This window comes from Flavobacterium sp. GL_143 (assembly GCF_057834355.1).
Genome location: NZ_CM174401.1, coordinates 2,919,819 through 2,945,815, shown reverse-complemented (window position 1 = coordinate 2,945,815; position 25,997 = coordinate 2,919,819). Strand labels below are relative to the sequence as shown.

The window sequence follows — 25,997 nt, the reverse complement described above, 5'->3', positions numbered from 1 at the left end:
TTATTTTAATTGTTTGGAGTTAAGCTGTTGCAATGACGTTTAAAACAAAGCAATTAGTTAACCTGTATAGAAAACACTATAGAGGAATAGTATGTATTTGCAGAAACATTCCCATTAAAGGCAATCGTTTGATTAACCGTATTGTTATAAGTGCCCTCAAACACCTTACATACAGAGCCTGGAGAGCCAGAATTTGAAGATAAAGTTATATTTGATATACCTATTAATCTACCATCTACAGGAGAATTAATTCTAAAAGAATTAGGTAGAGCAACATCAAAACTTAGTCCCTGAACTAGAGATGTAACAGCCAAAGAATAATTAAGTGTAATTGTAACTATATTCCCCACCTTAACCCAATAAGATTTAGAATAAGTTAGAGTATGAACTCCAAGATTTGGACTTTCTGGAATAAAAGTTCCTGACGATCCGGATAATGCCTCTAATGTTGATACACTACCATCTGCCATTAAATATTGAGTAGGTAATCCGCCAAACTTTATAAACTTCCCTCCCATGACATCACCATTTTGAAGTACAGAAAACCTCTCCGTTAAATTATCTTGATATGAAACGAATTTGGCGCCTGTAACACCTATTGGGTTTACAGATAAATGACCTATTCCGTTGGTAGGAACTGACGTATATATACCTACTTTACCATTGGCAGATGATATCTCCATGGAATTATTACCTGTTACAGGCAGAATATCTACTTGTTTACCAAGCCCATTATTAAACAACTTTCGACCTTGGATAGATTGAAATCCTGATATCTTTACATTTTGTGCATCAGCAATATTTACTGCATCTACAGTTGCATATTTAGTTCCTGTTCCATCATAATTCAATGTATTCTGTTTATTAGCTACATTTTCAGGAACAAATCCTATTACAGATTGCTTTCCGTCCAAAGCAGTTTGTAATCCTGTTACTGTAGCTATAGCTTGTGAGCCCGTTTGATTTGCTCTATTTAGCAAATAAGCGTCAGTTTGATTTGCTGTTGCTCCAGTTGCTATACCATCGAGTTTAGTTTTTTCGGTTGGAGAAAATAAACCAGCGTTTGCTGTAGTTGCCAATGGAACTGTTGCAGGAGTTCCTGAACTTGGTAAAACGGTTCCATTAGTTGGTGAAGGTAAATAGCTCAAATCGACAATACCGCCAAACTCACTTCTTGGAACATACTTTACAATCTTATCAGTACCTCTTACTAATACACTATCAGATTTAGCGCCTTCATTGACAGTATTTAGTTGTAATGGTTTCTCTATAGAATATGTTTTTTGAGCAGTAACTGTAAATGATACCACTAACAATAAAAACAAAAATATTTTTTTCATCTTTTAAATTAAATTATTGTGTACACATCAAAACTTTCTATTTGAGTAATATCTCCACCCAAATAATTTCCTGTTATCCAACTCGCATCAACATATCCTATAACCATATCTTTTGCCTCTAGCACATAAGCATTTGCAGGATTAGAATTATCAGGATGTTTAAATACAAAAAGTTTACCTGTTGGGACAAAACCCATTTTTCCAAATAGTTCAGCGTGTGCATTTGGATCCGTTGTATGTTCCTCAAATAAAGTTTTATCTAATTTTGCTTTGAACAAATTTTCGTGTGCCAGGGCATCTCCAATATGCGCATCAAACTGTGATTTCTCCGCTTTAGCATTTAACGTTGTCGACAAGTTTGCAATACTACTTTGTGGTATTTGCTCGTCTTTATGCCAAAACGATTGCCATGATGCCCAAAATTGGGCTTGTGTAGGTTTTAAACCTGTTTTAAACCAACTTAAAATGGTATTTATATCTGTTGCCATATTTTTTTATTCTATTTAATAAATATTTTGGATGTTATGATGAGATAAAATGCTCTGCTCTTTATGATAAAAAACAGAGCATTTATTCTAGATTATTTGATTATGGAATTTGTTTGTTTTTTACATCAAACTCATTCCTATGATGCCCGAAACAGGGCTTGTATAAGTTTTAAACCAACTTAAAATAGTATTTATGTCTACCATTATCCAACGTATTCAATAAACATGACTACTCTGTATGGATTCATGATTGAGAAAGCAACTCCATATCCTGCAGAGTCTGTAGTTCTCGCCATTTGCCAACCTGCATTATCATTATCTGAACGATTTGAACCATATTTACCTGAAATAGGAACAGTACCTCCAGCTTCTGAGTAATAAATATCATAATAACCGTGAGTATGTGCTGGCATTTCGCTTTCATAAAGCTGCTTGGTTTTAGCACCACCAATTTTACCCATCGTGTTAAATTCAGCTTGAGAAGCATCAAACCCAACAGGCATACGTCCACGCCAATTAACTACTTCTGCCCAGCCAGCAGGTATTTGGTTTGCGGGTTTATTCCACAATACCATCCCTCCTCCTGATTGAAAAACTGCATTTTTTCTTTCTAAAGCTTCAAGTCTAGAAACTAAATCGCTAGGAATTGCTTTGGTCTCAATTGGTTTTTTAAAACTTGCCCACGGCCATGATGTAGCTGCTGTACCAAAAGTGGCATAACGAACGCTGTACACATTTTTTGCACTACCATTTTCAAATTCTTTACTAATAGGTTCCTCAATTATGATAACATTTGCTGCAACATAACCTCCTCTAAAGGGTATAACTTCATTGTTTATTACAACAACTCCATCTGCTACACTAGATCCTGTAATGCCACAACCGGAAAGAATAGATAGATCTCCCGCTATATTACCTAAATGATTGAAGATTTCGTAAGCCGTTTGTAACTCCTGAAGTCTTTCTGTTTTTAGTGGAAAACCACCTGCCTGGTTATAATTTATTTTATTCATTACTTGCTTATTACTTTACTGCGTATACCGCCTGCTTTATAAAATTTCACATGAGCTTCTATGCCCTCTAATCTTGTTTTGTAGATTTGTTCTGGTACCGAGACTATAAAGTCTAATCCTGTATCAGCTGTTTCTACTTCGGTTCTTAACCAAATTGTTTCGGGCTCCGTTTCCAGATTTACATATTTATCAAATCCTTCTCCTTCTGTATATATATAAGTTGTGGTATACAGATTTCCCTTCTTTATCTCAATACGTTTTTGTTCTTCATCAAATTTCAAATTCAATGATTTTCGTAAATGACAAACTTGTCCTGTGTGATAAAGTCTAAAAATGTTTTCATTTCGAGCTATAATCCAATCATCATAGATTGCTGTTATAGGTTTCATTAGTATCTGAACAAAAGCCATAAAAGCCGGTTTTCGCAAAAAAGTGGGCAATAACTGTATTGCCAGCATATTAAAATTTACTTTATACCACATACTCTATACCTTTAAAATCAGTAATTTTAAAATAACCACTATAAGGTATTGTCGAAATAAAAATATTCTGTGGTTTACCGTAATCACCCGTTTCAGGATTAATCCAGGCACTTGTAGCACCTACAACTGTTGCATCCAGAACTCCTTCAACCGATTGTAATTTATCAACCAAAGCCGATAAACGTAAATCCCCATCAAACGGAAGTTCTTTCATAAATTCCTGAATTGCATTTATTACGGGGTATTCCCCATCTTTAATTCTCATCCCAGTGCTATTCAACAACATCGCGTCACGCTTAATTTGAATAGATAAATTCAAAAGATCTGGTTTATAATTTAGCACTGTAACCCTAACTCCCGCAACTTTTATTTCGTTTATATAAGCATCGAAAGCTTCTTTTTGCAGGTCATTTATAGGAGCTAAAACTTTGTCACTATCTTCACCTGCAATTTTTATAATCACACGACTACTTTCGGGAGCTTCATTTACTGCTGCATACTTCACAATCTTCGAAGCTTCTATTTTTGAGACTTCAGCTTCGTTTCCATCCTTATCTTTATTATTGAAATAATCTTCGTCTTTTACTAAATCAAATCCATATTGAAAACGTAATGCCATAGTACGATACCAAGGCAGCGTTCCTGATTTTTGATTTGCAAGTTTTTCATCAACCTCTTTTTTATGTTGATCAAAGAAAACTTCCAACATCCATATAGCCGTAGCTACAATAAAAGTGAATAATCTTGCTATAGATGTTTTACTTGTGGATGTTATTGATGTGAGTTGTCCCGAAAGAATTTGATTTGCACCAACGGCCTCAATCATTTTTGCTTGTATTTCTGATATACTTCTTGCCATTTTTTTATCTTACTATAAATGTTTCTTCTATTATCATTTCGCCAATACCTTCGTCGTTTGCAGAGATTGGTCCCGAATAATTAAATGCCGGAACATGTTTCTTACTTGTATAAAACCCTACAATGTCCGAGTCTTTTATAACATCGGCAGGTACTTCTAAAATTCTTTTAGGCTGTAATTCTTCGGTTATACTCCAATCGTTTGCAACAGCCATTGCTACAACACTTTCGATTGTACCGCAATGATGTATGGTAAAATCTATTAACGATTGGTTATGTAATACTGTTTCTTGCATTGGTACGTAATGTTCTGTTTTCTTTTTTTAATTCGGTAATCTCCTGTTGCTGTAATTTGATTTTTCTATCCTTCAGCTTGAGTTCTTCTTCCAGGAGTAAAACTTTTCTGTTCATCATATCTTCAAACTCTTTATACCGGGTTTCATATCGGTTTTTTAAGTCGTCAAGAATTTCTTTATAATGTCCGGATAGTTTAATATCATTTTCAATAGCCGTAGTATCAGCATATTGTTTAGCCTGCAAAACCTCAACTTTTAGCTTTTCTACTTCTTGCTTATATTTGCTTTTGGCAAACAAAAAAGTAAAATAACCAGTACCTCCAGCTGTTATTAATCCGGTTAATGCAATTGTAATTTCATTCATTTATTAACTAATTGTATGAATTATTGTTCCGGTAACGCTTCCGTTTGGAGCAACAAGCCCGGCTTGATATTCGATTTTAGCATTTTTAATTTCTTCAATAATTGCTGTGGCCAACTTTAATGAAATCCTGTCCAGACTTGCTTCGTGATCAGATTTTTCTTGTTGCTCATCATCAAATGCAGTACGGATTTTGTTTTTTAGTCTATCTACGCTTAACATTATTTATCTTTTAAAAATTGATTAAACCTATCTTCTAGAGCTGTAAAATCGGCTAAGTTTATTAAGCTTATCGTTGGTCCGTTATTAGTTGTGAATTTTAAATTCTTAATTGCTATTATCAAATCAGCCATCAATTTCTTTAAATTTTCATTTTCCTTTTTAAACAAAAAACCATCTTTGTCTACCTGAAATTGAACTTTATCAATTACAAGACTTAAGCTTTCTATTTCCGAATAAACCTCAACATACAATCGATGTAAATCTTCATTAATCGGACTTACGATAACGGAGCTATCCTTTTTTGGAAACAAATAAAATTTTTGATTGCTCTCGTTTATTATCGAAGCCAATTGTACATCGGCATATTCCAGTTTTCCGTCTGATATCTTACATGTTCCTTTTTCTTTATCAACAGAAATAACATGCGCAATGAAGGTGTCGACATCTCGTTTTTTTATTTTTCTAAAAGCGTCCTGCAAATCTTTTTCCATTACAATCTATTTCTTATGCTTACTTTTCTTCTTGCTCCACTCATCCCAAAAGTGGTCACTACTTTATTAATAAAGTAACTTCCTTCTCTGTCTGTGTGTTCTTTGTCTATTAAAACAGCTTTCATGCCTCGTGTGGCATAGGGAATCAAAAAACTAGTTACATCCCCATTATAACCATCAAATCGTAATTTTTCGAGCTCAGCTTTTACCAGTTCTTTTAATTGTGCTTTGTCTGAAGCTATCGAGGTTGTATAAGTTCTTTGTTCCCCATCTTTATCTCCTTCCTCAACAATAGTTCGCTCATTGGTTTTGGGATCTATATAAGTATATTTCACCATGATTTTTCGGTCTTCTTTGGTTTTGTATTCCAAATTATTTTCGACCAAATTGTAGTTTAAATCATAACTAGCTACTTCACCAATATTCGTTAATTCTTTCAAGCCACAATGCAACTTACCCTCATCATTTATAAAAGAGGTAAAACCAAACTCTTGTTTTAATTTTTCCAGAGCTTGAGCTCCATTTTCATTAATAATCCATTTCTCCAGATCAAAACCCAGAACAGGATAACTAAGTTCGATACCTGTATCTTTTACTATTTCTTTTAAAATATCTTCTAGTGTGACTTTTTTATCCCAGCTATTACTTACATTCTTTCTACGAAGTTTCCACATCGCATCTTCACAGTGAATTTCCAGAGGTGTTTTTGGGCTGATTTTTTTTATATATCCCACAAATTCCACTTTCGAAATTTTACCTTCATAACCCAAAGTAATTGTTACCTTGTCACCAACTTGTAATGCTTTTTCGGTAAACTTCTGTGCTCCATTTTGCTTTATTTTAAATTGGGTTGGCAATTTTATAATTGCTGTATCACTCAATTCATCAACAGATTTGGTTATTTCGATTTCATTAACAGCATTAAAGACATAACTGGATTCTTCTGCGCCTCCATTGACTTTGGTAAACACAACTTTACTTTCAAGTAGAAACATTTTCTTGTGTATTTATTAATTCGTTTTTTGTCTTATTCTTTTCGTCTAAATCAGCATAAAAATCCTGATCACTAATTGCCGAAATCGTATATTTTTGCATTCCTCCTTGTCCCATCATATCCTCAAACTGAATGTCTTTGATTACAATTTTCCCAATGCCAAATAGTGTAAAAAATGGATTGCTTTTTATCTCAAGCGCTTCATTTATTTCTACCATATTTCTTAATGTGCTTACTTGCTGAGAAGGATATGAATTAGGATTTTCGTCATCAAAACAAATTCCTTTTATAGAAATCGTATAATCTTCGGTATTGATATATTCTTTTACAGTTCCTTTACGATACTTTCCTACTGTGGCAGTTTCAACAATTGTTTTGCTTAATCCCAACGAAATTAAAGGCTCATTTGGCAATTCATAATCAACACCTTTATAAGTAAGTGTAAGAGTCAGAAAATATTTCCCTCCCGAAAAATTAGAAGCATTGATAGAGTTTAGGTCTATTTTCTTTCCGTTCTTTTTTATTTTCAGTTTTCCACCTTTTGTACTAACATCAAACAAGAAACCCGGATATCCTGGACCAACATAATCTAGAAATGCTCTAGCTGTAATTTCTTTTATATTAAATTCTGCCATTATACTGCTGTTTGCATTTGGTTAACACTATTCACGGCTCTTAAAAGCATTTCTTGTACTTTTTCGCCCAAATTACTTATCCCTTTTTCGGATGACTCCACGTAAATTTTAGTGTCATCTTGTAGTTTTTGTATGTTTATTATAATATTAGTTCCTTTAGCTCCTCCAGACACAATTGAATCAGACGAACCTATATTATTATCTTTAGCTCCTTTTAACGTTTTGGCTTTTCCAGGATTTACTTTAGTATCTGTTATAGCATTTGTTTTTGCACCTGCCCCGCCAAACGTATCTTTTATCTTTTTAAAATCTCTTGAAATTCCTGCAGTATCTACATTAATTTTAACTTGGCTAAATTCATTTCTCGCTTTAGCGAAAGAATTATCTGCTTTGGCTTTACCAGCAGTAATCGAGTTTTCACGCATTTTAATGTCTCCATTAATCTGAGCAATCATCTTTAGGTTCTCAGAGCTATCGCCCATACCTACTGCTTCTTTAAATTTGTACCAGCCAATTTTTATTTTGTCAATACCAATCATAAAATTTTGTATCAACGTATTAAATTTGGCTTGTGCAGTCTCTGTAAAACCATCCCATAAAAATTTAGCACCACTAACCACATGTCTCCAGCTCTCGCCCCAACCGCTTGTGTATTTAATTATCATTCCGATAACTAATGCAAGCGCCATAATTCCGACTATAATCCAGGTAATAGGAGAAGCTGCCATTATCGCATTAAAAACAACCATAACACCACTATAAATAGCTACAGCATTAGACAATAACAACCATGCTCCTGTAAGAATCAGAATTTCGGTTGCAAAAGGTTTTAATGTATCAATGATAAACTTCAATCCGGTTGTTAGCCAACTCACTACTAGCAAAACACCAGTCATTACGAGTCCAAAACCATCTAATATTGCTCCTACTTCGACAAAACTAAAAGCCGATTTTATAAAATCTCTCAATGATAAAACTACTGGTTCCATCATTTTCCAGAGAATACTAAACCAGGTTGCTATATTGGGCAATTGAGATGTTAAGAAGCTTAGTCCTTCATTCATCGTAGTAAGGATGGTCATAAATAAACCAGAAGCGTCACCACCTAGCGAAACCAAAAAAGTATTCCAAGCGGTCGTAAACACATCTAAATTTGCTTTAAGCTTAATAAACTCATCACTTATCCCTCCTTTTACACCATTAAGCTTTTCATATTCTACTCGGGCATCAAAAACTTTTTTTCCAAATTCAAAAATGGCCTCAGGCGAAAAAGCTCCTTTTATTTTACCTCCAATCTCCATTAACTTGGTCTTAAAAAAACCCATCGAAGTGGCACTTTCTTTGACTTTTTCATTAAAATTATGTACAGAGTTATCTACCTGATTAAACGAGTTATTCATGATATCTATCTGATTTATCGTAATTCCAAGGGATTGGGCCACGTTCAAAATTGGGCCGTTTGCATTTTGTATGCTTGTAATATAGTCGTAGGGGCTCATGATGGTATTTGTGAGGTTTCTTTTTCTTTGGTTCTGATAAAATGTAAATTCTGAATTTCTTCTGCCCAATCTTCATCACTCAGTTTATGAGGTTTAGGAATGTGCATATAGAATTTTAAATACGCATCAAATAATCGTATGTCGATATTCTCTGCAATTGAAAAGGAAGAGGTATCATCGGTATCGATGATAGCCCCTTTTAAAGCTTTTTTAGCGTTGCCACTTTTTTGTTTTGGAGTTTTTCTATTGCCTGGTAAAGCGGGAATCTAATCGAAGCATTTTCTCTATCATTAAAGACATCATCTTTCTTGATACAAATCATTTCGAATAATTTTTCCTGAGTAACAAATGGTTTTGCAGATGGATTTTTCTTTTCGGCAGTTTTAATATCCTGACGTGTAATTACTCTAACGGTGCATTTTTCTTCACCAATTACAATAACCGAGTTGTTTCCTTCTGAAGTTATTTCGGCATCATCAAAATTGAAAAAATTGGCAAGCTCTTTACGTGCTGCAAAGAAGTAATCATCATTTGTCTTGATTTCTTCATCTCCGCCAATAAATAATTCGTTTAACATGACCTCTCCAAAGGTCATTTCGCCATCTTTTTGCATAGCACTAAAGGCATGCTTAAAAGTTGTCATTTTCGGTTCGCGTAAATAAGCTACTTTATCCTCTACAGGAAGCTCATAAATTTGACCGTATTTTTCTTTCCACTCATTAATTTGTTCTTGTTTTATTTGCTGTTTCATTGTTTGTTTTATTTAACCAACCAAAACATTTAAACTGTTTTGGTTGGTTGGATTAGGATTATTATTGTTGTGCTTTTACACCTAAAAAGACAATTGGCAATTCGACTACCATGTTTTTGTCTCCTTGTTTCATGCTTTTCTTAGTTTCGGTAAATTCGCAACCAGTTAAAACATCAATTACCGTTTTTCCTCCATCAGATGGAACGTAAGAAACGATAACATCAAAAGTTAAGTCAAGGATATCAGCGTTTGGAGCACTTAAAACCATTGCTTCCAATTCGCTTTGCCAAATAGTAATTTTTCCTTCGTAAGATTTATTACCACGTGTTACTTTGTGAGGGTTGTTACCACGACCTCTTAAAGTTTCCTTTTCCTGTTTTACAGTGTATTCAACTTCTGTAATTCCTTCTATAATTCTGCCTCCAATTGAGATGGAAACATCTGACCAAGCGTATTGCTTGCTGCTAAATGTGCTCATATTTATTCTAAATTTGTTGTAAATCCGATGTTTACAGTTATATAATCGCTATAACCTACTGGCAATAATTGTAAGGCAATATTCAAGTTGTTAGTCACCAATACATTTTGGTTTTCGTCGATATATGCCTTTACACCAGATAATTTTCCGTTTTGAACCATTAAACCATCAATTTGTCTTTCGATAGCATTTTGCCATGATTTAATAGTAACCGGGTGAATTTTTCCAGCATCTGTAACCGGAATTTCGTCTGATAATTCATCAACCAAAGTATCGTAAGCAATAAGTACTGCTTCGTCCATTACTAAACCTCTTGATAAAGTATTGAAATCATCTGTAGATCCAGTTAAGGTTGCATCACTTGTAAAATAATAACCAGAACGGTTAGCAAAACTGCGTAAAAAGATATACCCTTTGTTATGGATAGCATTCCAAGAAGTATCAAGGGTTTCTGCTTTTGATCCATCAGTAAAATAAGCGGTAAAATCTTCTACCGGACCATCTTTTACACGAGAGATTTTTCTTTGAGAAGGAATACTTGCAATTCTTCCTAAAGCCAAACCTACAGAAGCTTCTTTAGAACCATCTGTGTTTGCTAACAAAATAGATACTTTGTTAAAACTTGCAGTGGTGTAATCTTTTAAGTCGGCAACAACTCCAGAGAATTTGTTTCCTGAGATAATGGTACGAACCGGGAAATACCTGTCTGCATAATCCTGGTTTAACGCTTGCGCTTTTGCAACAGCAAGAGCAACATCGGCGTCTAATCCGTTTGTGATAGTTTCTGTGGTTCCTGATTTTTTAAGAAGTCCTAAAACTCTAATTTTTCCAGATGCATCAGCCAAAAGCTTTTTTGCATAAGGTTTTGTCAAATCGGCCATATCTTCCATTGTAATGGTCGATAAAACAAGCATGAACCAAAGTTCTGCTCCTTTTTTGGCTTCGTCGTAAAATGCTTTGATATGCTTGTAAGCAAAAGCATTTGCACCTGTCTCTTCGATACCAAGATTTACTGCTTCATCAAGCGAGAAAATCTGATACGAACTACCTACAGCAACTTTTCCAGTTCCTGTAATTGTAACTCCAGTTAATACCAATCCTGGTACTTTTTGAATGTCTGATTGTAACAACCCTAGACCCTTGCTAGAGATGTTGAATTTTATATTTGGTAAACTCATACTATTTTAAAAAATTTAATTATATAACAAAATGCAAATCCGAGTAAAAAAGCAATACCGATATGAATAAAAGAATATCCAGTTTTTTGCTTGCTTTCTATATTGTTGTTTTTAATAACATTTGAACTCTCTTTTTTGAACTCATTTTTTATCTTGGCCACTATTGCAAGACTATCACAGGTTGCGGATATCGAAATTGTATCGTGTACAATTTTTAATTTAACCTTTGCCTGAGCGTTTTTCTGAACGTAAAAAATGGGTTGCGAATCTGTTTTCAATTGGCTCTTTGCAACCAATTCAGATAAAGGGATTCTTAGTTCCGTTTCTGCTCTCGGAGCATAAACTGTAGTATCTTTATAGATGACTACTTTTTCAGATGTTATTTGAGTCTGATTTTCGGTTTTTTGAGTTTCCTGTCGCGTCGTACGACAGGAAATCAACAAACAACTAAAAATAAACACTGATAACAAAAGTGTTTTTTTATACATGTTGATATTCTTTTTTAGCGTCAAAACTTGGGCATGCTTTCTTTACATTCGGAAAATCTCTGTGTCCCTGAATAATAGCTTTCGGAAATTTTTGTTTCAACTCCGTAAGCAATTTTAACAAAGAAGCTTTCTGGGCAAGCGTTCGATTATCTTTAGGAACAACCTTTTCGTCGATTCCACCTACATAAGATATGTTGATGCTTTCATGGTTAAATCCTTGTACGCCATTCGAAACCTGTTCTATTGGCAATAAAGAAACTACTTCCCCATCTGGCTTTATAATAAAGTGGTAACCTGGCATTCTCCAACCCAATTGATTTTTCCAGTAGTTCTGTATGCTACTTATTGATGTGTTTTGAGAGGTTGCTGTGCAATGCACGGCTAAGTACTTTATTAGTCTCACTTTGTTTTTTTTATTCTCGTTTCTCTACCCTTCTTTTGGTTTTACTTAAACAAGTAACTCGTATTAAAAAGTAATTTTCCGATTGATTTCTGAGGCAAAGTTGTGGGCTTTTCTGCTGCAAAAAAAATAGTCTTCCAATCCTTGTATCAGACAAATACAAAGTTTGGGGAGATTTTATACAAGCTTTGGAATGTAAATTTTATGGTACGTATCTAAAGCCGAATTTTGCTTTATGAATGATATAATAGTAGACACAAACGGGGATTTAGGCTTCCAGAACGGAGACCTATTGATTGGTTTTTCAGAAAACCTGCATCAAGAACATATCTTGATTGCCAACAAAGGCGAGTATCGTGAATTTCCTGAACTGGGAGTAGGTATTTTGCAAATGTTAAACGACGACAATTACATGAACGTTTTAATTGAAGCCAAAAAAAATCTGGAATACGATGGTATGAAGATTAATAATATTGAGCTCAATGACGATGGGAACTTAAATGTCGATGGACAATATAAATAGACTTTAAAGAAAAGTCTGTTTTAAAGAAAATAATGAAAGCTGTTATACATCAGCTTCAAATCGTTATGCTTATACTTCAAGTGTAATGGGCAAACTAATCACGTAAAAACAAAATTTTAAATGACACCACGCAACGAATTATTTGTAAAAATAAAACAAGCCTTAAAGACAATTCCAGAATTGGGATTGGTCGATTTGCAACGCAAACAAATTTCTAATCCTGTCTCTGGCGATCCTGTTTATTGGACCGCTGCTCTTATCGAAATAAATAGTATTGCCTGGCAAAATATGCCCGAAAGCAATCAGGAAGGAGATTGTGTTGTAGAAGTACTTTTGTATTGTAAAAATGGCTGGATTGACCATCTTAATATAACAGTCGAAAATCCGGATGAATTAGCCGAGTTTAATTTAATCCATAAAATATCCGAAAAACTCCAGCATTTAAAAGGAAGTTTATTTGCTCCATTATTACAAGTTAATGAAGAAGTTGATAATGCTGTAGATGGTTTTATGAGTTATAAACTATCATTTAACACTACTATTTGCAGAGAAATAAATCCGTTATATTCAAACAAAAAACTAAGCATTATTTCTTAGGCATAAAAAAACCTCCTGAAAAGGAGGTTCTTTGGGTGCTAATATTATAAATCAAATTTTGAACACTAATTACACTAATTTGCACTAATCTTAATGGTTAACTTAGTTTGTGTAATTAATTCCACAAACTAATTAGTGACAATTCGTGCAATTTGTGTTTAATATCCTTTTTTGTATTTAAATGCTGTTTAAATGCTGTTTAAAACATTTTTAATTGGCTGTTTTTATTTGAATCTTTGAGGTTGTCGTTGTAAATACCTTCGTAGTTTACAATAGCATCAACGGTTCTTGTAGATAAAAAATATTTTTTAGCAACTTCCTCAACTACAGCATCAATCCTCCATTTAGGGTTCTTTGCCATTAATGAATAAAAGTGCTTACGTACTAAATTATTTCTTTCGAGAAGTCTTTCCTTGCGTGTCATATTACAAAGATAAACAGACAATTTTAATTCTGCAAGGCGATTTTTTTTGACTCTCTAAATGGCTTTATTAACCTATTTATTACATATTTTTGTAATATTGAAGTCTATTACTTATTTATGTAATAAAAACATACCCACTTTATACTAGATTTGAAAGTGGGTAACTTAATTATTTATTTTCTGTAGAGTCTTTAAAGTAAAAACCTATTATAAACCCTAATGGTCCAGACAATACTCCAGAGATTGTTAACAACATGTCTTTATAGTCCTTTATTTCAAAGCATTGTAGATACCCTACAAGAAATCCTACACCAATTACTATAAAAAATGCTCTAACAAAAGTTAAAGCTATTTTACTTCTAACATTCTCTCTTTTAACAGCAGGTTCAGCGGATATATGCTCACTACGCTCAAAAAGGCTATCACTTATTCCCGCCATCTTCTTTTATATTAAGTTGAATTCCACTATTTGGATATTTTTTTCGTAACCTGTCTGTGACTTTAAAATTGATTGAATCTAAATCCTCTTTTTTAATTCCAACTAAATTTGGATTCTTTGCTAAAAGTAAATCAATGACATTTTCTAAGACTCCTATTCGAAACTCATTATCTAAAATTTGAGTAAATTCTATATCTCCGTATTTCACACCCATGATAAACTGTTTTATACAAACAAATATATCTAATATTCTATTCATAGTCATTGCATTTTATAAATTTATTTTTATTGCTAAATAGGTTATTTCGCTTATATAATTATAGTTCCAAACACAGAAAAAATATTGCTTTTATTCTTCCTGTAATTGCTTAATCATAAAGAGTAATCCCGCCAGAACCAAATAAGTAAGGACTAAACCAAACGGAATTAAAATTGGTGACGAAACCAACCACCAACTCCAAGTAATTACATTGGTTATTTTTAAGATGGTGAAAACAATTGTTATTATTGTTAAAAAACCAATGGTGTCTAATTTTGCTTTTCTACTGCTCATACTTTTTTTATTTAATCGTTATACGTTGCTTTGATATGTTTTTTTAATCGGGGATTCGGGATGACAATTTTTGTATATTGACTAAAAGCCAACCGTTCTTTTTCGGATAAATCAGATTTGGAAATCCAATTATTTAAAGTGTCTTTATAAACCAAATGCCCATTTACTTCATACGATTCGTGATCGGTTATTGGTTTGATTGTTACGCTCATATTTTCTTTGTTTATGCATTGTTTTAAGTTTAAATCTCAGCCATTCGATATAGGTTTTAATCGGCTTTAGGTTTGTACCGATGAGCAATATCACTAATAAGATTATTGTATTATTCATAGATTTTGGTTTTGTTAAAGGGGCTAAAAAATCTTCTTGCAATTTTGTCTTTATGATAATCTGGCCTGTTCAAAAGCGAGCCAATTGGTATCTTTTATTTTTTGGAGTGTAAACTGAATCTTGGCTTCAATTACTGGAGGACATTTATAATCTCTAACTTCATCTTCGGATATTTCGTCCAATAAAAAAGAGAATCTACTCAATAAAGCACCTCGTTCCTGGTTGATGCAAATACGCTGAAACTTGCTAAAAGTCGCGTGTTTTTCGGAACAATAAAGAAGGACATTGTACAAAATGTCTAAACGGTTTGTGATTTCGTTTGCTGTCATATTAGTTTTGATTTAAATTTTTGGGTAATTATTATTTTTGAATTCTATTTTTTGATATCACTTCCATGATATAACATGGCTGTTTTTTCATTTATCGCCATTATTCCTCCAGGACATCTTCCGGCCACAAAAGCCGTTAATCCTTCTATTCGGATATAAATCTTAGCCAACTTTTTGGCTAGTTTTGCTGTAGCGGTATAAGGCTCTTTTTTCTCCTCGTGTGCCAGAAATATCATTGTTGTGTTTGGAAACTCCGAAGTAAAACGCCTAAAAGCACCATTTTTCAGTTCGTCATTATAAATTGTCATATTATCAAACAGCACAATTTTGGGCGCTTGGCGTTTAGATAATCTTTCTTTCACCACTTCTATTTCGGTATATTCAGAGAACTTTATTTTTCTCGAAGCAGGATCTATTTTGGCACGTTGTGCATTGGCTTGGAATTCTTTTCCTGTGCCCTCTTCTGCAGATATGTACCAAACATTTTCATATTTGGTTAAAAATTCAGCTAGTTTAAGTGCAAAGAGCGTTTTTCCGTTTTTTTCAGCTCCATATATAATCCAAACACCGCCTTTTTCGGGTTTGCCAAATACGTCGCCCCAGATTCCTTCAAAATCAAACTCGTCGAACTTCTTTTCAAATAATGTTTTGGGAGATATTGCTCGTGCCATTTATGCGCCTATTTTTATGAGAGTTTCTAAATATCTAAGTGTAGTTTCTTTTCCGATGCATTTATTAACCAATGTTTTGGTTTTGCTACGATCTTCTATATTGGCATTGGCAACATCACCTATTAATTGGGTATAAAAAATAGTTCTGTCTACTTTTCCATTAGGAACCAACTTGATAAATTCGTCTGAGAATCGACTGAATATTTCGGCAAAACCTACTTTCTTATTGCTGATTCCTTTCTGAATTTTTGCTCTCAATCCATCGGCACCAATCATGTACCAGCCACATGCTCCATCCGTTCCATTCCATAATTCTTTAAGCTCCAGGAAAGCATTATATTCTAAATCTCCAGCTTCATCAAGAACAATCAAGGGTTTTTCGAGTGTTGTGACGTAATATTTTAAATTGGCTTTTACATCTACATATTTTCCTTGGTTGTCTATGCCAACAGTTTTGGCAAGAAGCCTGATAAATTGTTGTTTGCTTTTGGCTTGAGAGCAATCGACATAGAAAGTATTTTTCATTTTTTTGATAATATGCTTGGTGCAAAATGTTTTACCAATCCCGCAATCATCAACCAATACCATCGATTTGCTTAGAGCCGCACAAAAATTGAGATTATCTTCTATTTCAGTATAAACCGATGTTCTGGCAACTTTCCAATTGTCTTCAAATACTTTTACCTGAAGCTCTCTTCCTAAAGTAATCCAGGTTGTATCGGATAAAATTCTTTCGATTTCCCCGTTTTTTAATCGGGAATAAATGGAAGCTTTTATTCCTTTTGACTTAGAAAAATCAGCATCAGATCCTCCATAATTTTGACGAGCTTCAATGAGTGCCAGTCTTACTTTTTGTTTAAATTCGTTTGTTAGGTTCATTGTTTTACTTTTTATTATTACATAAAATTTCTTTTCCAGCTTGGTATTGCATTTCCTTGTGGTACAATTGCAAAATCATCTTCGGCTTCATCATCAAATATTTCAACCGGCTGTTCTTCTTTCGCTTCAAAGCGTTTAATATTCGAAAACTTAAAATTGGAATTAATCGTTCTTGGTGTATTATCAATAAGATTTATTCTTTCTATTTTATCTCTTTGGCGTTTTGCAAAAGCTTCTACCGATGCCACATAGGAACTTTGTAAAGCTCTCGCCAGATAGTCTGCATCAGTTCTTTCTATAGATGCTCGATTGTAGCGTGGCATTTCCATTATTTCGCAAATCAATCGATCATTTAAATACACAAAAGCTTTCATAACCTGTCCATCATTACCATCAAGCCAATAGACATTAACCTCTTTGCTTTCGATAATTTTCATGATATTGACCAAAGCTTCTCCTGTCAAAATCTTCCCATCCTCGGCAATTGCCCTTCTTTTTCCCTGGAGCATTACATAACCCAACTTGCAAGAGGTTTCGGTTTTATAACCAATAATTGGTAAAATTGCTTCCCAGTTCGTCGGTTTTAAATCAGGATGTTGTTTGTTCAAGAAATAATCAAAACGGCTCATCGTAGCATGTTCAGGATGCGGCATATTATTCCATTGTTCTATTTCCAGCATTCGTTCGTTAATCAATTGATTGTACGGAATAATTTTATTTTCTCCCGGACCAGCCTGATTGGATTCTTTTTTAGCATGCGGACGTCCAATCCATCCAAAAGCTTCTTTCTCGACATCATATCGTACTTTCCCAAACATCCTTTCTATATATTTCCCACTTGCTTTGTTGGCAATAATTCGAGTACTCTGAAACATGGCGCCAGGACGAAGCAGCGTATTCCTGAAACTACTATTTAATGAACTCTCGCATTCCAGTTCATTCGGCAAAGGCAAATTCCACTCCGTATAATTCCGAACCATTTGTCGGTAAAAATCAACGATAATACCCTCTTTCGTTTTCCCGTAAACCACAGTCGTAAAGCATTGAGAAGCAATATCGCACCCAATATAAAACCAGGCTCTCTTACCTTTTTCATACCAAAATGGTGGGTTTCTGTCATCAATAGATAAAATTGAACCCGAATAAACTGGCAAATCCATTTGGTGCGGAGTCGTATATTGACTCATATATTTTTGTCTTTCACCACTTCTGGATAAATGCGTCGCAATTCTGTTTTCCCATTTATTGATGTAATTAATAATCGTGGTATTCGATAGTTTTTTATAGTCTTTCGGGTCAAACATTTCTCCCGTTTCTTCATTAAAAACTTCGGCATAACCATTTAAAAAAGCTTCATAATTCCGTGCTATTTCTGTTGGAGTTGGTTTATGCATCTGGTTTTTAAACAATCCATTAAAAATCATTTCCGTTTTGTCATCCACTTTTCTGGCATTGTTTGTTTTTCCGCCATTAGGATCTTTTATAATCGGATAATACAAATCGTCTTTACAGGATTTCAAAAGTTTTTTAAATTGCTTTTCGCTCGCTGGCAAATTGTGATTTACTTCGTGTTTAATCTTTAATGTATTATTGAAGTTCTCCACATCTTTTACCAATATTGCAATGATTCCTCGTATCGAACCTCTTAACTTTATCCTTTCCTGTATGCGAGCCTGCTCTAGCTTTATTGCAGCATTCATGACACTTGCATTAATAATGTACCGTTCCTGTTCATCAGCCTCTAATGCATTTCCTGCTCTTTTAAACTTGGCATAATATCGAACGGCTGCAGCATCAAAATCAAAAAAAACTTCCAACGGATTATCAATTCTTCGCGGATCTCCTAATGCATCCTGAATTGTTGTTTTTAAACTATCAAAGTCTATCAATAATTTTCGGCCATTCCCTCCTACTTGTAAACGTTTTATACCAAAAGGTTTCTGCTTGTAACGATTAAGTTCTGATTGCAAACTTTTTAAACAATTCCAATACGCCGGAACCAATTCTTCGTATTCTACTGCAACCTTATTATTTGTCCACAGATATGGCATAATTGCATTTTTTTAGAAAATTTTACTTTTGTTTATTCCTGGGAGTCGAAACTAAAATCGATTTGTAGTTTGTTATTTTGTATTGAATTGCTCAATGGTTTCTTTCAGTTCTTTTTCGAGCGTTTTATAATCAACCCTTATTTTATCTGCCGTAATACTATTACGATGTCCCGATAAACATTGTCGAATAAAAAAAGGCGTAAAACCATGTTTATCAACCAATGCCTTAATTATTTGCTGGTTGTAAGTGTACCTTTTGTTTTTTTTAGTTTCTTTGTCCATTGCGTTGTTTGTTTTTTATGATGTAGCAAAGATAAAGTAAAACAAAAGTATTATGCAAGTAATTTGAAATAAATAATTTCATTTTACTTTCATTTAAAACAAAATAAACAGTAAATTATAGGATTAAGTTCTCATATAACATCAAAAAACCGAAAGATGCATAATCAGTATAATAGAGAACACCACGCACCTTAAACAAGCAGAAACAATACAAGTTTTTATTTTTAAAGAATAAAACACAGTAGCAAACATCTAAAAATCAACCAATTAGACACAATTCAGCAATTATAAAAGATGCTATTAAACGTTTTGAGTTTGATAATTTTCAGCAAAAAACTGTAAAAACTAGCAATTAAAACCTCATAAAAGCATTCAAAAAAACACTGTTTTGAATACCCAAATGCAGACCCAGCCTAAAAATTAGAAGATTTAAATCAAAATCAAATCTGACTTTATTCCATAAAAAAAAGCCGTAAATAAACTCGCATGAGCTTTATTTACGGCTTTTATACCTTTTTAAATCTATATATCCTTAAGCAAAACAAACTGCCATTTAAGAACCAATCTCAGCAATTAATAAGGAAGTTTTATTTTTTACTCAAAAAATAACTTTACCCTTATAACTAACTCATTTTAAAGACTTTTATACTTTTTTTTTATTTTAATAAATTGGAAATATTGTTTTATTGGGGATATTAAAAAGTTCTTTTTATTACTTTAAAAATTTGCTTAACATCGTTCAACTCAATAGTAAAATCTTGATATTCTGGACTTTGATTCCTAGAATGACACGTTATTGTACCATTTTCTAAATCCTGAGCAATAATATCTTTACACACTATTGTATCCTTATGCACAATTATCCAGCCATATTGAGAACCTCTAAATCCGTCTTTCCAATGCTGACGATTTAATTCTCTGCAAAGCGTGATAGAACCTTCCGGATTATCATATAATCCACCGTTATCCATACTATCACCTTTTATTTCAAAAGCTACATAATTACCTCTTGCAAATTGATCTACGTAAAAATTTACATCATTAAATCCGTCTACAAAATCACCTTCACAACATTCGCTTATATAAGTAGCATAAGCCTTTACAGGTACAAGCGGCACAGTCATAATAAATTTTCCGTTCTCTAATTCTTTAAATTTATTACCATTTTTATTTTCCAAATATTCCTCTTCTTCAGCTACTACTTCCTGTTCACTTTCAGGTAAGAAGTAATTTCCTGGAACATTAAAATAATCCGCAAGTATTTTACGGTTTTTAATATTTGGCTTAGAATCTTTATTTATAATTCTACTTAAAGTCGATTGCGAAATACCCGTATTCTCAGAGAGCTCATAAGGCGTTATACCTTTATTTCTGATAAGGGTTTTTAATCTAGACCCAACTGTATCCATTTTGCATTTTATTTATAATCATTACAAATAAAAGTAAATCACATTAATTTTATTCAAATTACTTGCGTTATACTTTCATTTTACTTTATATTTGCACTATACAAAAATAACTAATCAAAAGTAGGCAATTAAAATGGAACTAACAAAAACCGCAAAAGAAAAACTAGGAACTGATGAAGTCAAGATGCAAATAGCATTAGCGTTAGGCAAGTCATATTTAACCATGAGAAGATGGATAAACACAAACCACGACAACCTGACCAAAACCAAATCTATCGAAGCGATTACAAAATTTACAGGACTTAAAGAGAATGAAATTTTCGAATAATAAAAACCCACACAAAAACACAAACACCTATTAAACAATATACTAACCCTTAAAATTAGGCAAATAAAAAAACCGCTCACGGGAATGAACGGTTTTTAATCCAGATTTTAATAACGCCCGGACTAGGGGCATTAATACTAAATAGAATGGCAAAGTTAGAGGAAATTTCAGAGAAAATACAACGTATTAAAAAAAACATTTCGACTTATGAAAAATTAAGAAATACTTGCTTAAAGCTTTCAGTTTACTATTATCGAGAAGGAAATACGGTAATGAATGACTGCATGAAACTACGATTGTCCAAAATAAAATCAAAGTTATACAATTTGCACAGTGAGTTGATTCCGATAGAAAAAGAAAGACTACAACTTCTTAATCAGCAACCTAAAATTATAATTCGAGAAACTATCACTTTAAAAATCAAAAATTACGAATCATGGATGCATTAACAGCCAAAGAAAAAAACGTCCTGGCTACTGCATTAAGAATACTTTTTGATAAAGAAGAAAGTAATTACGAAACCTGCTCCACAATCTCTGATTTAGCAATTAAGCTACAAACAAAGAATGCAGAAGAGATAAAGAACGACTTACTATTTGTGACCCAAAACCCTTTTTGATCATGAATATAGATGCTCAGATACGTACAGTTTTCGACACCAGTAAAAAAATGGCCGAAAACAAACCCGATTATCTATTTATATCATTTTCAAAAAAAGACGAAGAAATAAACGGTACTATTTTCAAGGTATATAACAATGACAAAGTACCACTTTACAGTCTTGCGGTTTCAAATAAAAAAGCACTTATCGACTTCTTAAAAGAATTTTTATCATCCGAAAAGATTCCGTTTAGGTTTGAAACTACGACCGATACTACAATTCTGGATATAGAAATAGAAATCAGGCGATTATTCTTTTTAGACTGGTTAATAAAAACAAAGAATATATACCGAAATCATCCCTCACACCTACAAATAGCATTAAACAAGATTAAATAATTATGAAACAATTAGAGCAAGAAAAACCAAACAGAACTTTCCATTTTTACATTATAAGCATATTAATTGCTTTTTGGATTGGGCTAGGAATAGGTGCGCTAATCGTCTTTTTAATTTAAGCAAACAATAACAATGGCAATCGAAAAAAACCAAACATATAAAACGGCAACAGGATCATTACTAAAAGTCAAAACCGTCAGAAGGTCAGGCATGCATACTTTAGAATTGGTCGACGAAAAAGGAAATCCCTTTCCGGAAAGAAGAAATACTGCTGGTCACGTAATCAAGAAATCCGAAAGAATATGCTCTGAAGAAACAATTAAAAGCTATAAAAGGATATTAATCACAACCTCTTTTACATAAATACCAAAATTTTATTTAACACATAGTCCCGAAGCTTCGGGATAGATTTAAAACCATAATCGAAGATGGTTTTAGAAAATCACAATTTTTCCACATAGAGCTATGCGAAAGAAATGTATTTCTTTTTGTATTCTTTTTTTACACATAAAACCTATGTTCCTATGCGTTAAAATTAATTACACCCAATGGATTGAAATCTAGAATAAGTAAAAAAAAATAATCTAAATAACTAAAAAGCACTATGACAAATTTAAACTCTCCAGTTGCAACCGAAAAAGAAATAGCAAACAACACAATCGACTTTACACGCCCGTTAAACGAATATCCAACAGCTCAATTTATAGCCGAATTTATTCAATCGGAAGTAAAACCAAAACACATTTATACTGAAACATTAAATGCCAATGGATTAGTTATTCAGGACGGAAAAGAAAAATTCCTAAACAACGATGCATTAAGTTCATCTATGCTAAAAGCAGCTTTAAAAACTCCATTGCATTTTGAGTTTGCTAAAAGCGAAGATAAAGAAGAGCTCAAAAAACTACAGGAAACTGCCGACCACTTTAATTTAAGTACCTTTTTGCATCAGGCAATTCTGGAACCAACCAAATTTAGCCGAGTTATAATCGAACCTAATATTCCGCTAAACACAAATGAAGGCGTTACAAAAGCGGTTGAATTTTGGGAACAGTTAATAACCGAAAGAGGATATGGTGTAATCGAGATGCAGGAAACACCATTTGATATCGTTCTGGAATATTGCCATAAAACTGTTGTCGAAACATTGGGATTGAGTTTAGATAAAATTGATGGAAAACGCGCTTACATCAAAACTTTAAAAAACTGCTCGGATGTTGAACCTGTTTCTGAAGAAAATATGGTTAAAATCAAAATTCTAAAAAAACATTACGAACAATATGGCAACGGAATTTTAAGAAGACTTATTCTCCACTCCAAAAGAGAAGCTTCGGTATATTATACCGACACAAAAACAGGATTAAAACTAAAAGTAAGACCCGACGCAATCCAATTTAAAGAAAACATTGGCGTAGATGCTATTATATCGGTAAAAAGCTCAGGAATCGAAGATCTGCAAGCATTTTATTATCAAGCTGCAAGATTGCATTATGATTTATCCGAAGGAATGTGTCAGGAAGTAGTTTCTGAGGTTACTGGTCGTGATTTTAATACCACCATTATGGTAATGCTACAAACAGTTGCACCATTTGCAATTGCAATTTTGGTTTGGTCCGCCGAAGATATCGAAACAGGAAAATACAAATATCATCTTGCCTTAAATAATGCCAAAGGAATAATCGAAAACCAATTGATAAAAGGATATGACGTTTTTTCGCACGAAAACAACTTTGGATTAATCCAAATGTCTTTACCTACTTGGAACCAAAACCAATTCTTAACTAGAAACATATAACTGTGAAACAATTATTTATAGATGTCGAAACAACGGGATTAAATCATTGGCAGCACGCCATACATCAAATTTCCGGAGCGATATACATTGATAACGTACTAACCGAGACATTCGATTATAAAGTAAAACCGCATGAGACTAGCAAAGTCGATCAAACCGCTTTAGACATGGGAGGTTTAAATCTAGAAACCATCTATTCTTATCCTCACCAAATAATTGTATATCCCGAACTAATTGCCTTGCTAAAAAAGAATTGCTGTAAACAAGACCCAAAAGACAACTATTTCTTTTGTGCCTATAATGCGCATTTCGATAATGCGTTTCTCAAAGCATTTTTTAAACAATGCAACGATACGGGTTTCGATTCTTGGTTTTGGTCCAATACCATCGATGTGATGGTATTGGCTGCAGAATATCTTAAGGATGTTAGGCACGAAATGCCAAATTTTAAACTCAAAACTGTTGCCAATAAATTAGGAATTACTGTCGACGAAAAAAAGCTACACGACAGTTTATACGATATCCAATTGACAAAAAAAGTTTATGATATAATAACCAAAACAAAGTAAACAATAACCAAATGACCTTAGCAACCCAACCCTATTTCCCTCTATATATCGATGACTGGATGAACAACTCCCAATTAAAAATATGTTCACCAGCTGCGCATGGAATCTTAATTTCCATACTATGCCTTTTGCATAAAGAAAATAATTGTGGGACACTTATGCTTAAGCAAAAGTTCAAACAAAGCGAAAATCAAACTACAAATTTCGCTTTGCAAATTGCAAAACTAACCGCTTTTGATTTGCATGAAATAGAAACCCCTTTAATAGAGTTGGTTGCTGAGGGCATTTTAATTATCCAAGACAATTACCTGATTTACGAACCTATGTTTCGGGAAGAACATATCCAGAAAAAAGAAGCTAAAAAAGAGCTTGCAATTGCAACTAAAAAAGAAATTGCTGTTAAAGAACCTGAGAAAATTGATTTCGAGAAAATAGTTTCGATTTTCAATTCTGTTTGCAACAAATTGCCAGCAGTTCAGAAATTAACGATTCAGAGAAAATCAGCCATCAAAAACAGAATTACAGAATCGGGATTAACAGGATTAGGCGATGCCTTTCAGAAAGTGGCACAAAGCCGATTTTTAAACGGTGAAAATGACCGTGGTTGGACTGCAGATTTTGACTGGATATTAAAACCCGCAAACTTTATTAAAATTATCGAAGGCAAGTATAAAAACACCGAAAATGGAAATAACAAATCAAGCGAACAAATCTTTACAGCTGCAATGGACAGCGAGGTTGGAAGAGACTTTAAGTTTAAGTAAATCAATAATTTCGGGCAATGCACAAATGGCACTTATCGAGATGAATCTGTCTATCGATCAAACTTTTTCTAAACCCAATATAAGAACGGTTTTTAAAAACGAAAACGGAACAATCGGTTTCAGCGTTGTAAATGTTCTCGTAAACCGATTCATAAACTCCTTTGGTTTTAGTACCAAACTATCCAATGACCAAATCGAGATTTTAACCGTAGATACGCTGGAAAATTTTAAATACGAAAGCCTGGAAGATATCATCGTCTTTTTTAAAATGGCACGCACCGGGAAATTTGGTAGCACCAAGAAAGGAGTCGATTCTAATTTAATCTACGGAGAGTGGTATCCTGCCTATTTAGAACTAAAAGCTGATATAAGAGAACAGAACTACTCCAAAGAAAAAAACGCCTTAAACAGCAACAAAATAACTCTTGAAGATGTAAAAAAAACCTATTCAAAACATCAGCAAAAGAACTTCGAAAAAAGAGTAACCAATTTTGTAGAAAAAATAACAAAAAATATCGACCGCCAAATGCTAGAAGATTTAATCACCGATTGGGAAAAAGACCTCGCCAGAAAACCATACCTGAATATCCTAAAAAAGAAAAGAATCACAATTAAATAACCCCAAAAAACAAAAACAAAAATTTAGAGATATAATAAAATTAAGGAGCTATTTCCTGCTGTCTGCTATATCTTTTATGCCTCCCGAAGCCTCGGGACTGGCATAAAAGGATGTCGCTCCCATCAGGGCTAGGAATTTGGTTTTTATGATGAGGTTTTGCTTGAAATTAAATATATGCTTTTTTCTACGATACAATAACCCAAAAAGGGATGGCTAAAACAACAAAGCAAGTAAATCACATACTCGCTTTAGGAGTTATAAGGGAGCATGAAACTCTTAAAAACGAAATAATAAACTTAGAAAATAGTTCTTATTGGTTAAATGAATTAGCAGAAATCTTAAATCCTTATTTGGACATTGAATAGATTTTCTCTTTAAAAATAATACAAAAACTTAAACATCGACTTTGAAAAATCGAGGTTTTTCATTAATCAAAAGAAAATTTCAGAGAGTGATCAAAAT

40 protein-coding genes are annotated in these 25,997 nt (G+C 33.4%); 12 read left to right on the top strand and 28 right to left on the bottom strand.

The genetic code is table 11. The features are described from left to right. Window positions 1-53 precede the first annotated feature (53 nt). From AC3IPI_RS12770 to AC3IPI_RS12690, 17 genes are all read right to left on the bottom strand, one after another. On the bottom strand, window positions 54-1,340 hold the full coding sequence (locus tag AC3IPI_RS12770; protein ID WP_086894360.1) for a hypothetical protein: 1,287 nt from the start codon (window positions 1,338-1,340) through the stop codon (window positions 54-56). An 8-nt stretch (window positions 1,341-1,348) separates the two neighbouring features. Beyond that, window positions 1,349-1,828, bottom strand: a complete 480-nt coding sequence (locus AC3IPI_RS12765) for a hypothetical protein (protein ID WP_086894361.1) — start codon at window positions 1,826-1,828, stop codon at window positions 1,349-1,351. 203 nt (window positions 1,829-2,031) lie between these two features. Further along, window positions 2,032-2,841 (bottom strand): phage baseplate protein, encoded by an 810-nt coding sequence (locus AC3IPI_RS12760; RefSeq protein ID WP_489153095.1) that lies wholly within the window; start codon window positions 2,839-2,841, stop codon window positions 2,032-2,034. Then, complete coding sequence (locus tag AC3IPI_RS12755; protein ID WP_086894363.1) at window positions 2,841-3,323, bottom strand: hypothetical protein; 483 nt, start codon at window positions 3,321-3,323, stop codon at window positions 2,841-2,843. The genes AC3IPI_RS12760 and AC3IPI_RS12755 overlap by 1 nt, the downstream gene beginning before the upstream one ends. Next, window positions 3,313-4,182, bottom strand: coding sequence for a hypothetical protein (locus AC3IPI_RS12750; RefSeq protein WP_086894364.1), 870 nt, complete (start codon window positions 4,180-4,182; stop codon window positions 3,313-3,315). Before AC3IPI_RS12750 ends, AC3IPI_RS12755 begins: the two co-directional genes overlap by 11 nt. Window positions 4,183-4,186: 4 nt before the next feature. Continuing rightward, window positions 4,187-4,477 (bottom strand): hypothetical protein, encoded by a 291-nt coding sequence (locus AC3IPI_RS12745; protein WP_489153093.1) that lies wholly within the window; start codon window positions 4,475-4,477, stop codon window positions 4,187-4,189. Then, entirely contained in the window at window positions 4,455-4,841 is a 387-nt protein-coding gene (locus AC3IPI_RS12740; protein ID WP_086894366.1) for a hypothetical protein, read from the bottom strand. Before AC3IPI_RS12740 ends, AC3IPI_RS12745 begins: the two co-directional genes overlap by 23 nt. A 3-nt stretch (window positions 4,842-4,844) precedes the next feature. Further along, a complete protein-coding gene (locus AC3IPI_RS12735) occupies window positions 4,845-5,060 on the bottom strand; it encodes a hypothetical protein (RefSeq protein WP_086894367.1) in 216 nt (71 codons plus the stop codon). Beyond that, window positions 5,060-5,551, bottom strand: a complete 492-nt coding sequence (locus AC3IPI_RS12730) for a hypothetical protein (RefSeq protein WP_489153090.1) — start codon at window positions 5,549-5,551, stop codon at window positions 5,060-5,062. Before AC3IPI_RS12730 ends, AC3IPI_RS12735 begins: the two co-directional genes overlap by 1 nt. Next, window positions 5,551-6,546, bottom strand: coding sequence for a late control protein (locus tag AC3IPI_RS12725; RefSeq protein ID WP_489153088.1), 996 nt, complete (start codon window positions 6,544-6,546; stop codon window positions 5,551-5,553). The genes AC3IPI_RS12730 and AC3IPI_RS12725 overlap by 1 nt, the downstream gene beginning before the upstream one ends. Beyond that, window positions 6,533-7,180 (bottom strand): DUF6046 domain-containing protein, encoded by a 648-nt coding sequence (locus tag AC3IPI_RS12720; protein ID WP_086894369.1) that lies wholly within the window; start codon window positions 7,178-7,180, stop codon window positions 6,533-6,535. The genes AC3IPI_RS12725 and AC3IPI_RS12720 overlap by 14 nt, the downstream gene beginning before the upstream one ends. Next, window positions 7,180-8,679 carry a hypothetical protein gene (locus tag AC3IPI_RS12715; protein ID WP_489153086.1) on the bottom strand — a complete coding sequence of 500 codons (1,500 nt, stop codon included), beginning with the start codon at window positions 8,677-8,679 and terminating at the stop codon, window positions 7,180-7,182. The genes AC3IPI_RS12720 and AC3IPI_RS12715 overlap by 1 nt, the downstream gene beginning before the upstream one ends. Before the next feature lie 199 nt (window positions 8,680-8,878). After that, the gene (locus AC3IPI_RS12710; protein ID WP_086894371.1) at window positions 8,879-9,430 is read right to left on the bottom strand and encodes a hypothetical protein; all 552 of its coding nucleotides are present in this window, start codon (window positions 9,428-9,430) and stop codon (window positions 8,879-8,881) included. A gap of 61 nt (window positions 9,431-9,491) precedes the next feature. After that, complete coding sequence (locus AC3IPI_RS12705; RefSeq protein ID WP_086894372.1) at window positions 9,492-9,908, bottom strand: hypothetical protein; 417 nt, start codon at window positions 9,906-9,908, stop codon at window positions 9,492-9,494. Between the two features lie 2 nt (window positions 9,909-9,910). Then, window positions 9,911-11,086 (bottom strand): DUF2586 family protein, encoded by a 1,176-nt coding sequence (locus tag AC3IPI_RS12700; RefSeq protein ID WP_489153083.1) that lies wholly within the window; start codon window positions 11,084-11,086, stop codon window positions 9,911-9,913. After that, window positions 11,083-11,574, bottom strand: a complete 492-nt coding sequence (locus AC3IPI_RS12695) for a hypothetical protein (protein ID WP_323490613.1) — start codon at window positions 11,572-11,574, stop codon at window positions 11,083-11,085. The genes AC3IPI_RS12700 and AC3IPI_RS12695 overlap by 4 nt, the downstream gene beginning before the upstream one ends. Further along, window positions 11,567-11,977, bottom strand: coding sequence for an N-acetylmuramoyl-L-alanine amidase (locus AC3IPI_RS12690; protein WP_086894375.1), 411 nt, complete (start codon window positions 11,975-11,977; stop codon window positions 11,567-11,569). The genes AC3IPI_RS12695 and AC3IPI_RS12690 overlap by 8 nt, the downstream gene beginning before the upstream one ends. Before the next feature lie 232 nt (window positions 11,978-12,209). Here AC3IPI_RS12690 and AC3IPI_RS12685 point away from each other — a divergent pair, with 232 nt between their 5' ends. Next, window positions 12,210-12,497, top strand: a complete 288-nt coding sequence (locus AC3IPI_RS12685; RefSeq protein ID WP_086894376.1) for an oxidase — start codon at window positions 12,210-12,212, stop codon at window positions 12,495-12,497. 120 nt (window positions 12,498-12,617) lie between these two features. Beyond that, window positions 12,618-13,094, top strand: a complete 477-nt coding sequence (locus AC3IPI_RS12680; protein ID WP_489153080.1) for a hypothetical protein — start codon at window positions 12,618-12,620, stop codon at window positions 13,092-13,094. Between the two features lie 199 nt (window positions 13,095-13,293). Here AC3IPI_RS12680 and AC3IPI_RS12675 read toward each other — a convergent pair whose 3' ends face one another. From AC3IPI_RS12675 to AC3IPI_RS12625, 11 genes are all read right to left on the bottom strand, one after another. Then, window positions 13,294-13,518 (bottom strand): hypothetical protein, encoded by a 225-nt coding sequence (locus AC3IPI_RS12675; RefSeq protein ID WP_086894378.1) that lies wholly within the window; start codon window positions 13,516-13,518, stop codon window positions 13,294-13,296. Window positions 13,519-13,687: 169 nt separating this feature from the next. After that, complete coding sequence (locus tag AC3IPI_RS12670; protein WP_489153078.1) at window positions 13,688-13,957, bottom strand: hypothetical protein; 270 nt, start codon at window positions 13,955-13,957, stop codon at window positions 13,688-13,690. Then, the gene (locus AC3IPI_RS12665) at window positions 13,941-14,216 is read right to left on the bottom strand and encodes a hypothetical protein (RefSeq protein WP_489153076.1); all 276 of its coding nucleotides are present in this window, start codon (window positions 14,214-14,216) and stop codon (window positions 13,941-13,943) included. Before AC3IPI_RS12665 ends, AC3IPI_RS12670 begins: the two co-directional genes overlap by 17 nt. A gap of 90 nt (window positions 14,217-14,306) precedes the next feature. After that, window positions 14,307-14,510 (bottom strand): hypothetical protein, encoded by a 204-nt coding sequence (locus tag AC3IPI_RS12660; protein WP_489153074.1) that lies wholly within the window; start codon window positions 14,508-14,510, stop codon window positions 14,307-14,309. A gap of 11 nt (window positions 14,511-14,521) precedes the next feature. Then, window positions 14,522-14,722, bottom strand: coding sequence for a hypothetical protein (locus AC3IPI_RS12655; RefSeq protein ID WP_489153072.1), 201 nt, complete (start codon window positions 14,720-14,722; stop codon window positions 14,522-14,524). 168 nt (window positions 14,723-14,890) lie between these two features. Then, window positions 14,891-15,169 carry a hypothetical protein gene (locus tag AC3IPI_RS12650; RefSeq protein WP_489153070.1) on the bottom strand — a complete coding sequence of 93 codons (279 nt, stop codon included), beginning with the start codon at window positions 15,167-15,169 and terminating at the stop codon, window positions 14,891-14,893. 44 nt (window positions 15,170-15,213) lie between these two features. Continuing rightward, window positions 15,214-15,840, bottom strand: a complete 627-nt coding sequence (locus AC3IPI_RS12645) for an AAA family ATPase (protein WP_086894382.1) — start codon at window positions 15,838-15,840, stop codon at window positions 15,214-15,216. Further along, window positions 15,841-16,719 carry an AAA family ATPase gene (locus AC3IPI_RS12640; RefSeq protein WP_086894383.1) on the bottom strand — a complete coding sequence of 293 codons (879 nt, stop codon included), beginning with the start codon at window positions 16,717-16,719 and terminating at the stop codon, window positions 15,841-15,843. 17 nt (window positions 16,720-16,736) lie between these two features. Further along, a complete protein-coding gene (locus AC3IPI_RS12635; protein WP_489153067.1) occupies window positions 16,737-18,770 on the bottom strand; it encodes a hypothetical protein in 2,034 nt (677 codons plus the stop codon). Window positions 18,771-18,842: 72 nt separating this feature from the next. Continuing rightward, window positions 18,843-19,052, bottom strand: a complete 210-nt coding sequence (locus AC3IPI_RS12630) for a hypothetical protein (RefSeq protein WP_086894385.1) — start codon at window positions 19,050-19,052, stop codon at window positions 18,843-18,845. A 695-nt stretch (window positions 19,053-19,747) separates the two neighbouring features. Beyond that, window positions 19,748-20,461 carry a LexA family transcriptional regulator gene (locus tag AC3IPI_RS12625; protein ID WP_489153064.1) on the bottom strand — a complete coding sequence of 238 codons (714 nt, stop codon included), beginning with the start codon at window positions 20,459-20,461 and terminating at the stop codon, window positions 19,748-19,750. Window positions 20,462-20,594: 133 nt separating this feature from the next. Between AC3IPI_RS12625 and AC3IPI_RS12620 the strand changes: the two genes are divergently transcribed. The 10 genes from AC3IPI_RS12620 (at window position 20,595) to AC3IPI_RS12575 (ending at window position 25,900) form a co-directional block, all read left to right on the top strand. Beyond that, entirely contained in the window at window positions 20,595-20,789 is a 195-nt protein-coding gene (locus AC3IPI_RS12620) for a hypothetical protein (protein WP_086896328.1), read from the top strand. 146 nt (window positions 20,790-20,935) lie between these two features. Beyond that, window positions 20,936-21,238 (top strand): hypothetical protein, encoded by a 303-nt coding sequence (locus tag AC3IPI_RS12615; RefSeq protein WP_489153062.1) that lies wholly within the window; start codon window positions 20,936-20,938, stop codon window positions 21,236-21,238. Next, the gene (locus tag AC3IPI_RS12610) at window positions 21,226-21,408 is read left to right on the top strand and encodes a hypothetical protein (protein WP_323490604.1); all 183 of its coding nucleotides are present in this window, start codon (window positions 21,226-21,228) and stop codon (window positions 21,406-21,408) included. The genes AC3IPI_RS12615 and AC3IPI_RS12610 overlap by 13 nt, the downstream gene beginning before the upstream one ends. Window positions 21,409-21,410: 2 nt before the next feature. Next, window positions 21,411-21,788 carry a hypothetical protein gene (locus tag AC3IPI_RS12605; RefSeq protein ID WP_086896331.1) on the top strand — a complete coding sequence of 126 codons (378 nt, stop codon included), beginning with the start codon at window positions 21,411-21,413 and terminating at the stop codon, window positions 21,786-21,788. A gap of 132 nt (window positions 21,789-21,920) precedes the next feature. Next, window positions 21,921-22,151, top strand: a complete 231-nt coding sequence (locus AC3IPI_RS12600; RefSeq protein WP_086896332.1) for a hypothetical protein — start codon at window positions 21,921-21,923, stop codon at window positions 22,149-22,151. 241 nt (window positions 22,152-22,392) lie between these two features. Next, window positions 22,393-23,583: a PD-(D/E)XK nuclease family protein gene (locus AC3IPI_RS12595; RefSeq protein WP_489153059.1), complete on the top strand. Its 1,191-nt coding sequence runs from the start codon at window positions 22,393-22,395 to the stop codon at window positions 23,581-23,583. A gap of 2 nt (window positions 23,584-23,585) precedes the next feature. Then, window positions 23,586-24,152 carry a 3'-5' exonuclease gene (locus AC3IPI_RS12590; protein ID WP_489153057.1) on the top strand — a complete coding sequence of 189 codons (567 nt, stop codon included), beginning with the start codon at window positions 23,586-23,588 and terminating at the stop codon, window positions 24,150-24,152. A gap of 11 nt (window positions 24,153-24,163) precedes the next feature. Beyond that, window positions 24,164-24,916: a hypothetical protein gene (locus tag AC3IPI_RS12585; protein ID WP_489153055.1), complete on the top strand. Its 753-nt coding sequence runs from the start codon at window positions 24,164-24,166 to the stop codon at window positions 24,914-24,916. Further along, on the top strand, window positions 24,837-25,535 hold the full coding sequence (locus AC3IPI_RS12580; RefSeq protein ID WP_489153053.1) for a hypothetical protein: 699 nt from the start codon (window positions 24,837-24,839) through the stop codon (window positions 25,533-25,535). Before AC3IPI_RS12585 ends, AC3IPI_RS12580 begins: the two co-directional genes overlap by 80 nt. A 209-nt stretch (window positions 25,536-25,744) precedes the next feature. Next, window positions 25,745-25,900: a hypothetical protein gene (locus AC3IPI_RS12575; RefSeq protein WP_489153051.1), complete on the top strand. Its 156-nt coding sequence runs from the start codon at window positions 25,745-25,747 to the stop codon at window positions 25,898-25,900. The last annotated feature ends 97 nt before the right edge of the window (window positions 25,901-25,997 follow it).

Coding starts and splice junctions, on each gene's coding strand:
- AC3IPI_RS12770 (WP_086894360.1), bottom strand. CDS start 1,340: ATGAAAAAAATATTTTTGTTTTTATTGTTAGTGGTATCATTTACAGTT.
- AC3IPI_RS12765 (WP_086894361.1), bottom strand. CDS start 1,828: ATGGCAACAGATATAAATACCATTTTAAGTTGGTTTAAAACAGGTTTA.
- AC3IPI_RS12760 (WP_489153095.1), bottom strand. CDS start 2,841: ATGAATAAAATAAATTATAACCAGGCAGGTGGTTTTCCACTAAAAACA.
- AC3IPI_RS12755 (WP_086894363.1), bottom strand. CDS start 3,323: ATGTGGTATAAAGTAAATTTTAATATGCTGGCAATACAGTTATTGCCC.
- AC3IPI_RS12750 (WP_086894364.1), bottom strand. CDS start 4,182: ATGGCAAGAAGTATATCAGAAATACAAGCAAAAATGATTGAGGCCGTT.
- AC3IPI_RS12745 (WP_489153093.1), bottom strand. CDS start 4,477: ATGCAAGAAACAGTATTACATAACCAATCGTTAATAGATTTTACCATA.
- AC3IPI_RS12740 (WP_086894366.1), bottom strand. CDS start 4,841: ATGAATGAAATTACAATTGCATTAACCGGATTAATAACAGCTGGAGGT.
- AC3IPI_RS12735 (WP_086894367.1), bottom strand. CDS start 5,060: ATGTTAAGCGTAGATAGACTAAAAAACAAAATCCGTACTGCATTTGAT.
- AC3IPI_RS12730 (WP_489153090.1), bottom strand. CDS start 5,551: ATGGAAAAAGATTTGCAGGACGCTTTTAGAAAAATAAAAAAACGAGAT.
- AC3IPI_RS12725 (WP_489153088.1), bottom strand. CDS start 6,546: ATGTTTCTACTTGAAAGTAAAGTTGTGTTTACCAAAGTCAATGGAGGC.
- AC3IPI_RS12720 (WP_086894369.1), bottom strand. CDS start 7,180: ATGGCAGAATTTAATATAAAAGAAATTACAGCTAGAGCATTTCTAGAT.
- AC3IPI_RS12715 (WP_489153086.1), bottom strand. CDS start 8,679: ATGAGCCCCTACGACTATATTACAAGCATACAAAATGCAAACGGCCCA.
- AC3IPI_RS12710 (WP_086894371.1), bottom strand. CDS start 9,430: ATGAAACAGCAAATAAAACAAGAACAAATTAATGAGTGGAAAGAAAAA.
- AC3IPI_RS12705 (WP_086894372.1), bottom strand. CDS start 9,908: ATGAGCACATTTAGCAGCAAGCAATACGCTTGGTCAGATGTTTCCATC.
- AC3IPI_RS12700 (WP_489153083.1), bottom strand. CDS start 11,086: ATGAGTTTACCAAATATAAAATTCAACATCTCTAGCAAGGGTCTAGGG.
- AC3IPI_RS12695 (WP_323490613.1), bottom strand. CDS start 11,574: ATGTATAAAAAAACACTTTTGTTATCAGTGTTTATTTTTAGTTGTTTG.
- AC3IPI_RS12685 (WP_086894376.1), top strand. CDS start 12,210: ATGAATGATATAATAGTAGACACAAACGGGGATTTAGGCTTCCAGAAC.
- AC3IPI_RS12680 (WP_489153080.1), top strand. CDS start 12,618: ATGACACCACGCAACGAATTATTTGTAAAAATAAAACAAGCCTTAAAG.
- AC3IPI_RS12675 (WP_086894378.1), bottom strand. CDS start 13,518: ATGACACGCAAGGAAAGACTTCTCGAAAGAAATAATTTAGTACGTAAG.
- AC3IPI_RS12670 (WP_489153078.1), bottom strand. CDS start 13,957: ATGGCGGGAATAAGTGATAGCCTTTTTGAGCGTAGTGAGCATATATCC.
- AC3IPI_RS12665 (WP_489153076.1), bottom strand. CDS start 14,216: ATGAATAGAATATTAGATATATTTGTTTGTATAAAACAGTTTATCATG.
- AC3IPI_RS12660 (WP_489153074.1), bottom strand. CDS start 14,510: ATGAGCAGTAGAAAAGCAAAATTAGACACCATTGGTTTTTTAACAATA.
- AC3IPI_RS12655 (WP_489153072.1), bottom strand. CDS start 14,722: ATGAGCGTAACAATCAAACCAATAACCGATCACGAATCGTATGAAGTA.
- AC3IPI_RS12650 (WP_489153070.1), bottom strand. CDS start 15,169: ATGACAGCAAACGAAATCACAAACCGTTTAGACATTTTGTACAATGTC.
- AC3IPI_RS12645 (WP_086894382.1), bottom strand. CDS start 15,840: ATGGCACGAGCAATATCTCCCAAAACATTATTTGAAAAGAAGTTCGAC.
- AC3IPI_RS12640 (WP_086894383.1), bottom strand. CDS start 16,719: ATGAACCTAACAAACGAATTTAAACAAAAAGTAAGACTGGCACTCATT.
- AC3IPI_RS12635 (WP_489153067.1), bottom strand. CDS start 18,770: ATGCCATATCTGTGGACAAATAATAAGGTTGCAGTAGAATACGAAGAA.
- AC3IPI_RS12630 (WP_086894385.1), bottom strand. CDS start 19,052: ATGGACAAAGAAACTAAAAAAAACAAAAGGTACACTTACAACCAGCAA.
- AC3IPI_RS12625 (WP_489153064.1), bottom strand. CDS start 20,461: ATGGATACAGTTGGGTCTAGATTAAAAACCCTTATCAGAAATAAAGGT.
- AC3IPI_RS12620 (WP_086896328.1), top strand. CDS start 20,595: ATGGAACTAACAAAAACCGCAAAAGAAAAACTAGGAACTGATGAAGTC.
- AC3IPI_RS12615 (WP_489153062.1), top strand. CDS start 20,936: ATGGCAAAGTTAGAGGAAATTTCAGAGAAAATACAACGTATTAAAAAA.
- AC3IPI_RS12610 (WP_323490604.1), top strand. CDS start 21,226: ATGGATGCATTAACAGCCAAAGAAAAAAACGTCCTGGCTACTGCATTA.
- AC3IPI_RS12605 (WP_086896331.1), top strand. CDS start 21,411: ATGAATATAGATGCTCAGATACGTACAGTTTTCGACACCAGTAAAAAA.
- AC3IPI_RS12600 (WP_086896332.1), top strand. CDS start 21,921: ATGGCAATCGAAAAAAACCAAACATATAAAACGGCAACAGGATCATTA.
- AC3IPI_RS12595 (WP_489153059.1), top strand. CDS start 22,393: ATGACAAATTTAAACTCTCCAGTTGCAACCGAAAAAGAAATAGCAAAC.
- AC3IPI_RS12585 (WP_489153055.1), top strand. CDS start 24,164: ATGACCTTAGCAACCCAACCCTATTTCCCTCTATATATCGATGACTGG.
- AC3IPI_RS12580 (WP_489153053.1), top strand. CDS start 24,837: ATGGAAATAACAAATCAAGCGAACAAATCTTTACAGCTGCAATGGACA.
- AC3IPI_RS12575 (WP_489153051.1), top strand. CDS start 25,745: ATGGCTAAAACAACAAAGCAAGTAAATCACATACTCGCTTTAGGAGTT.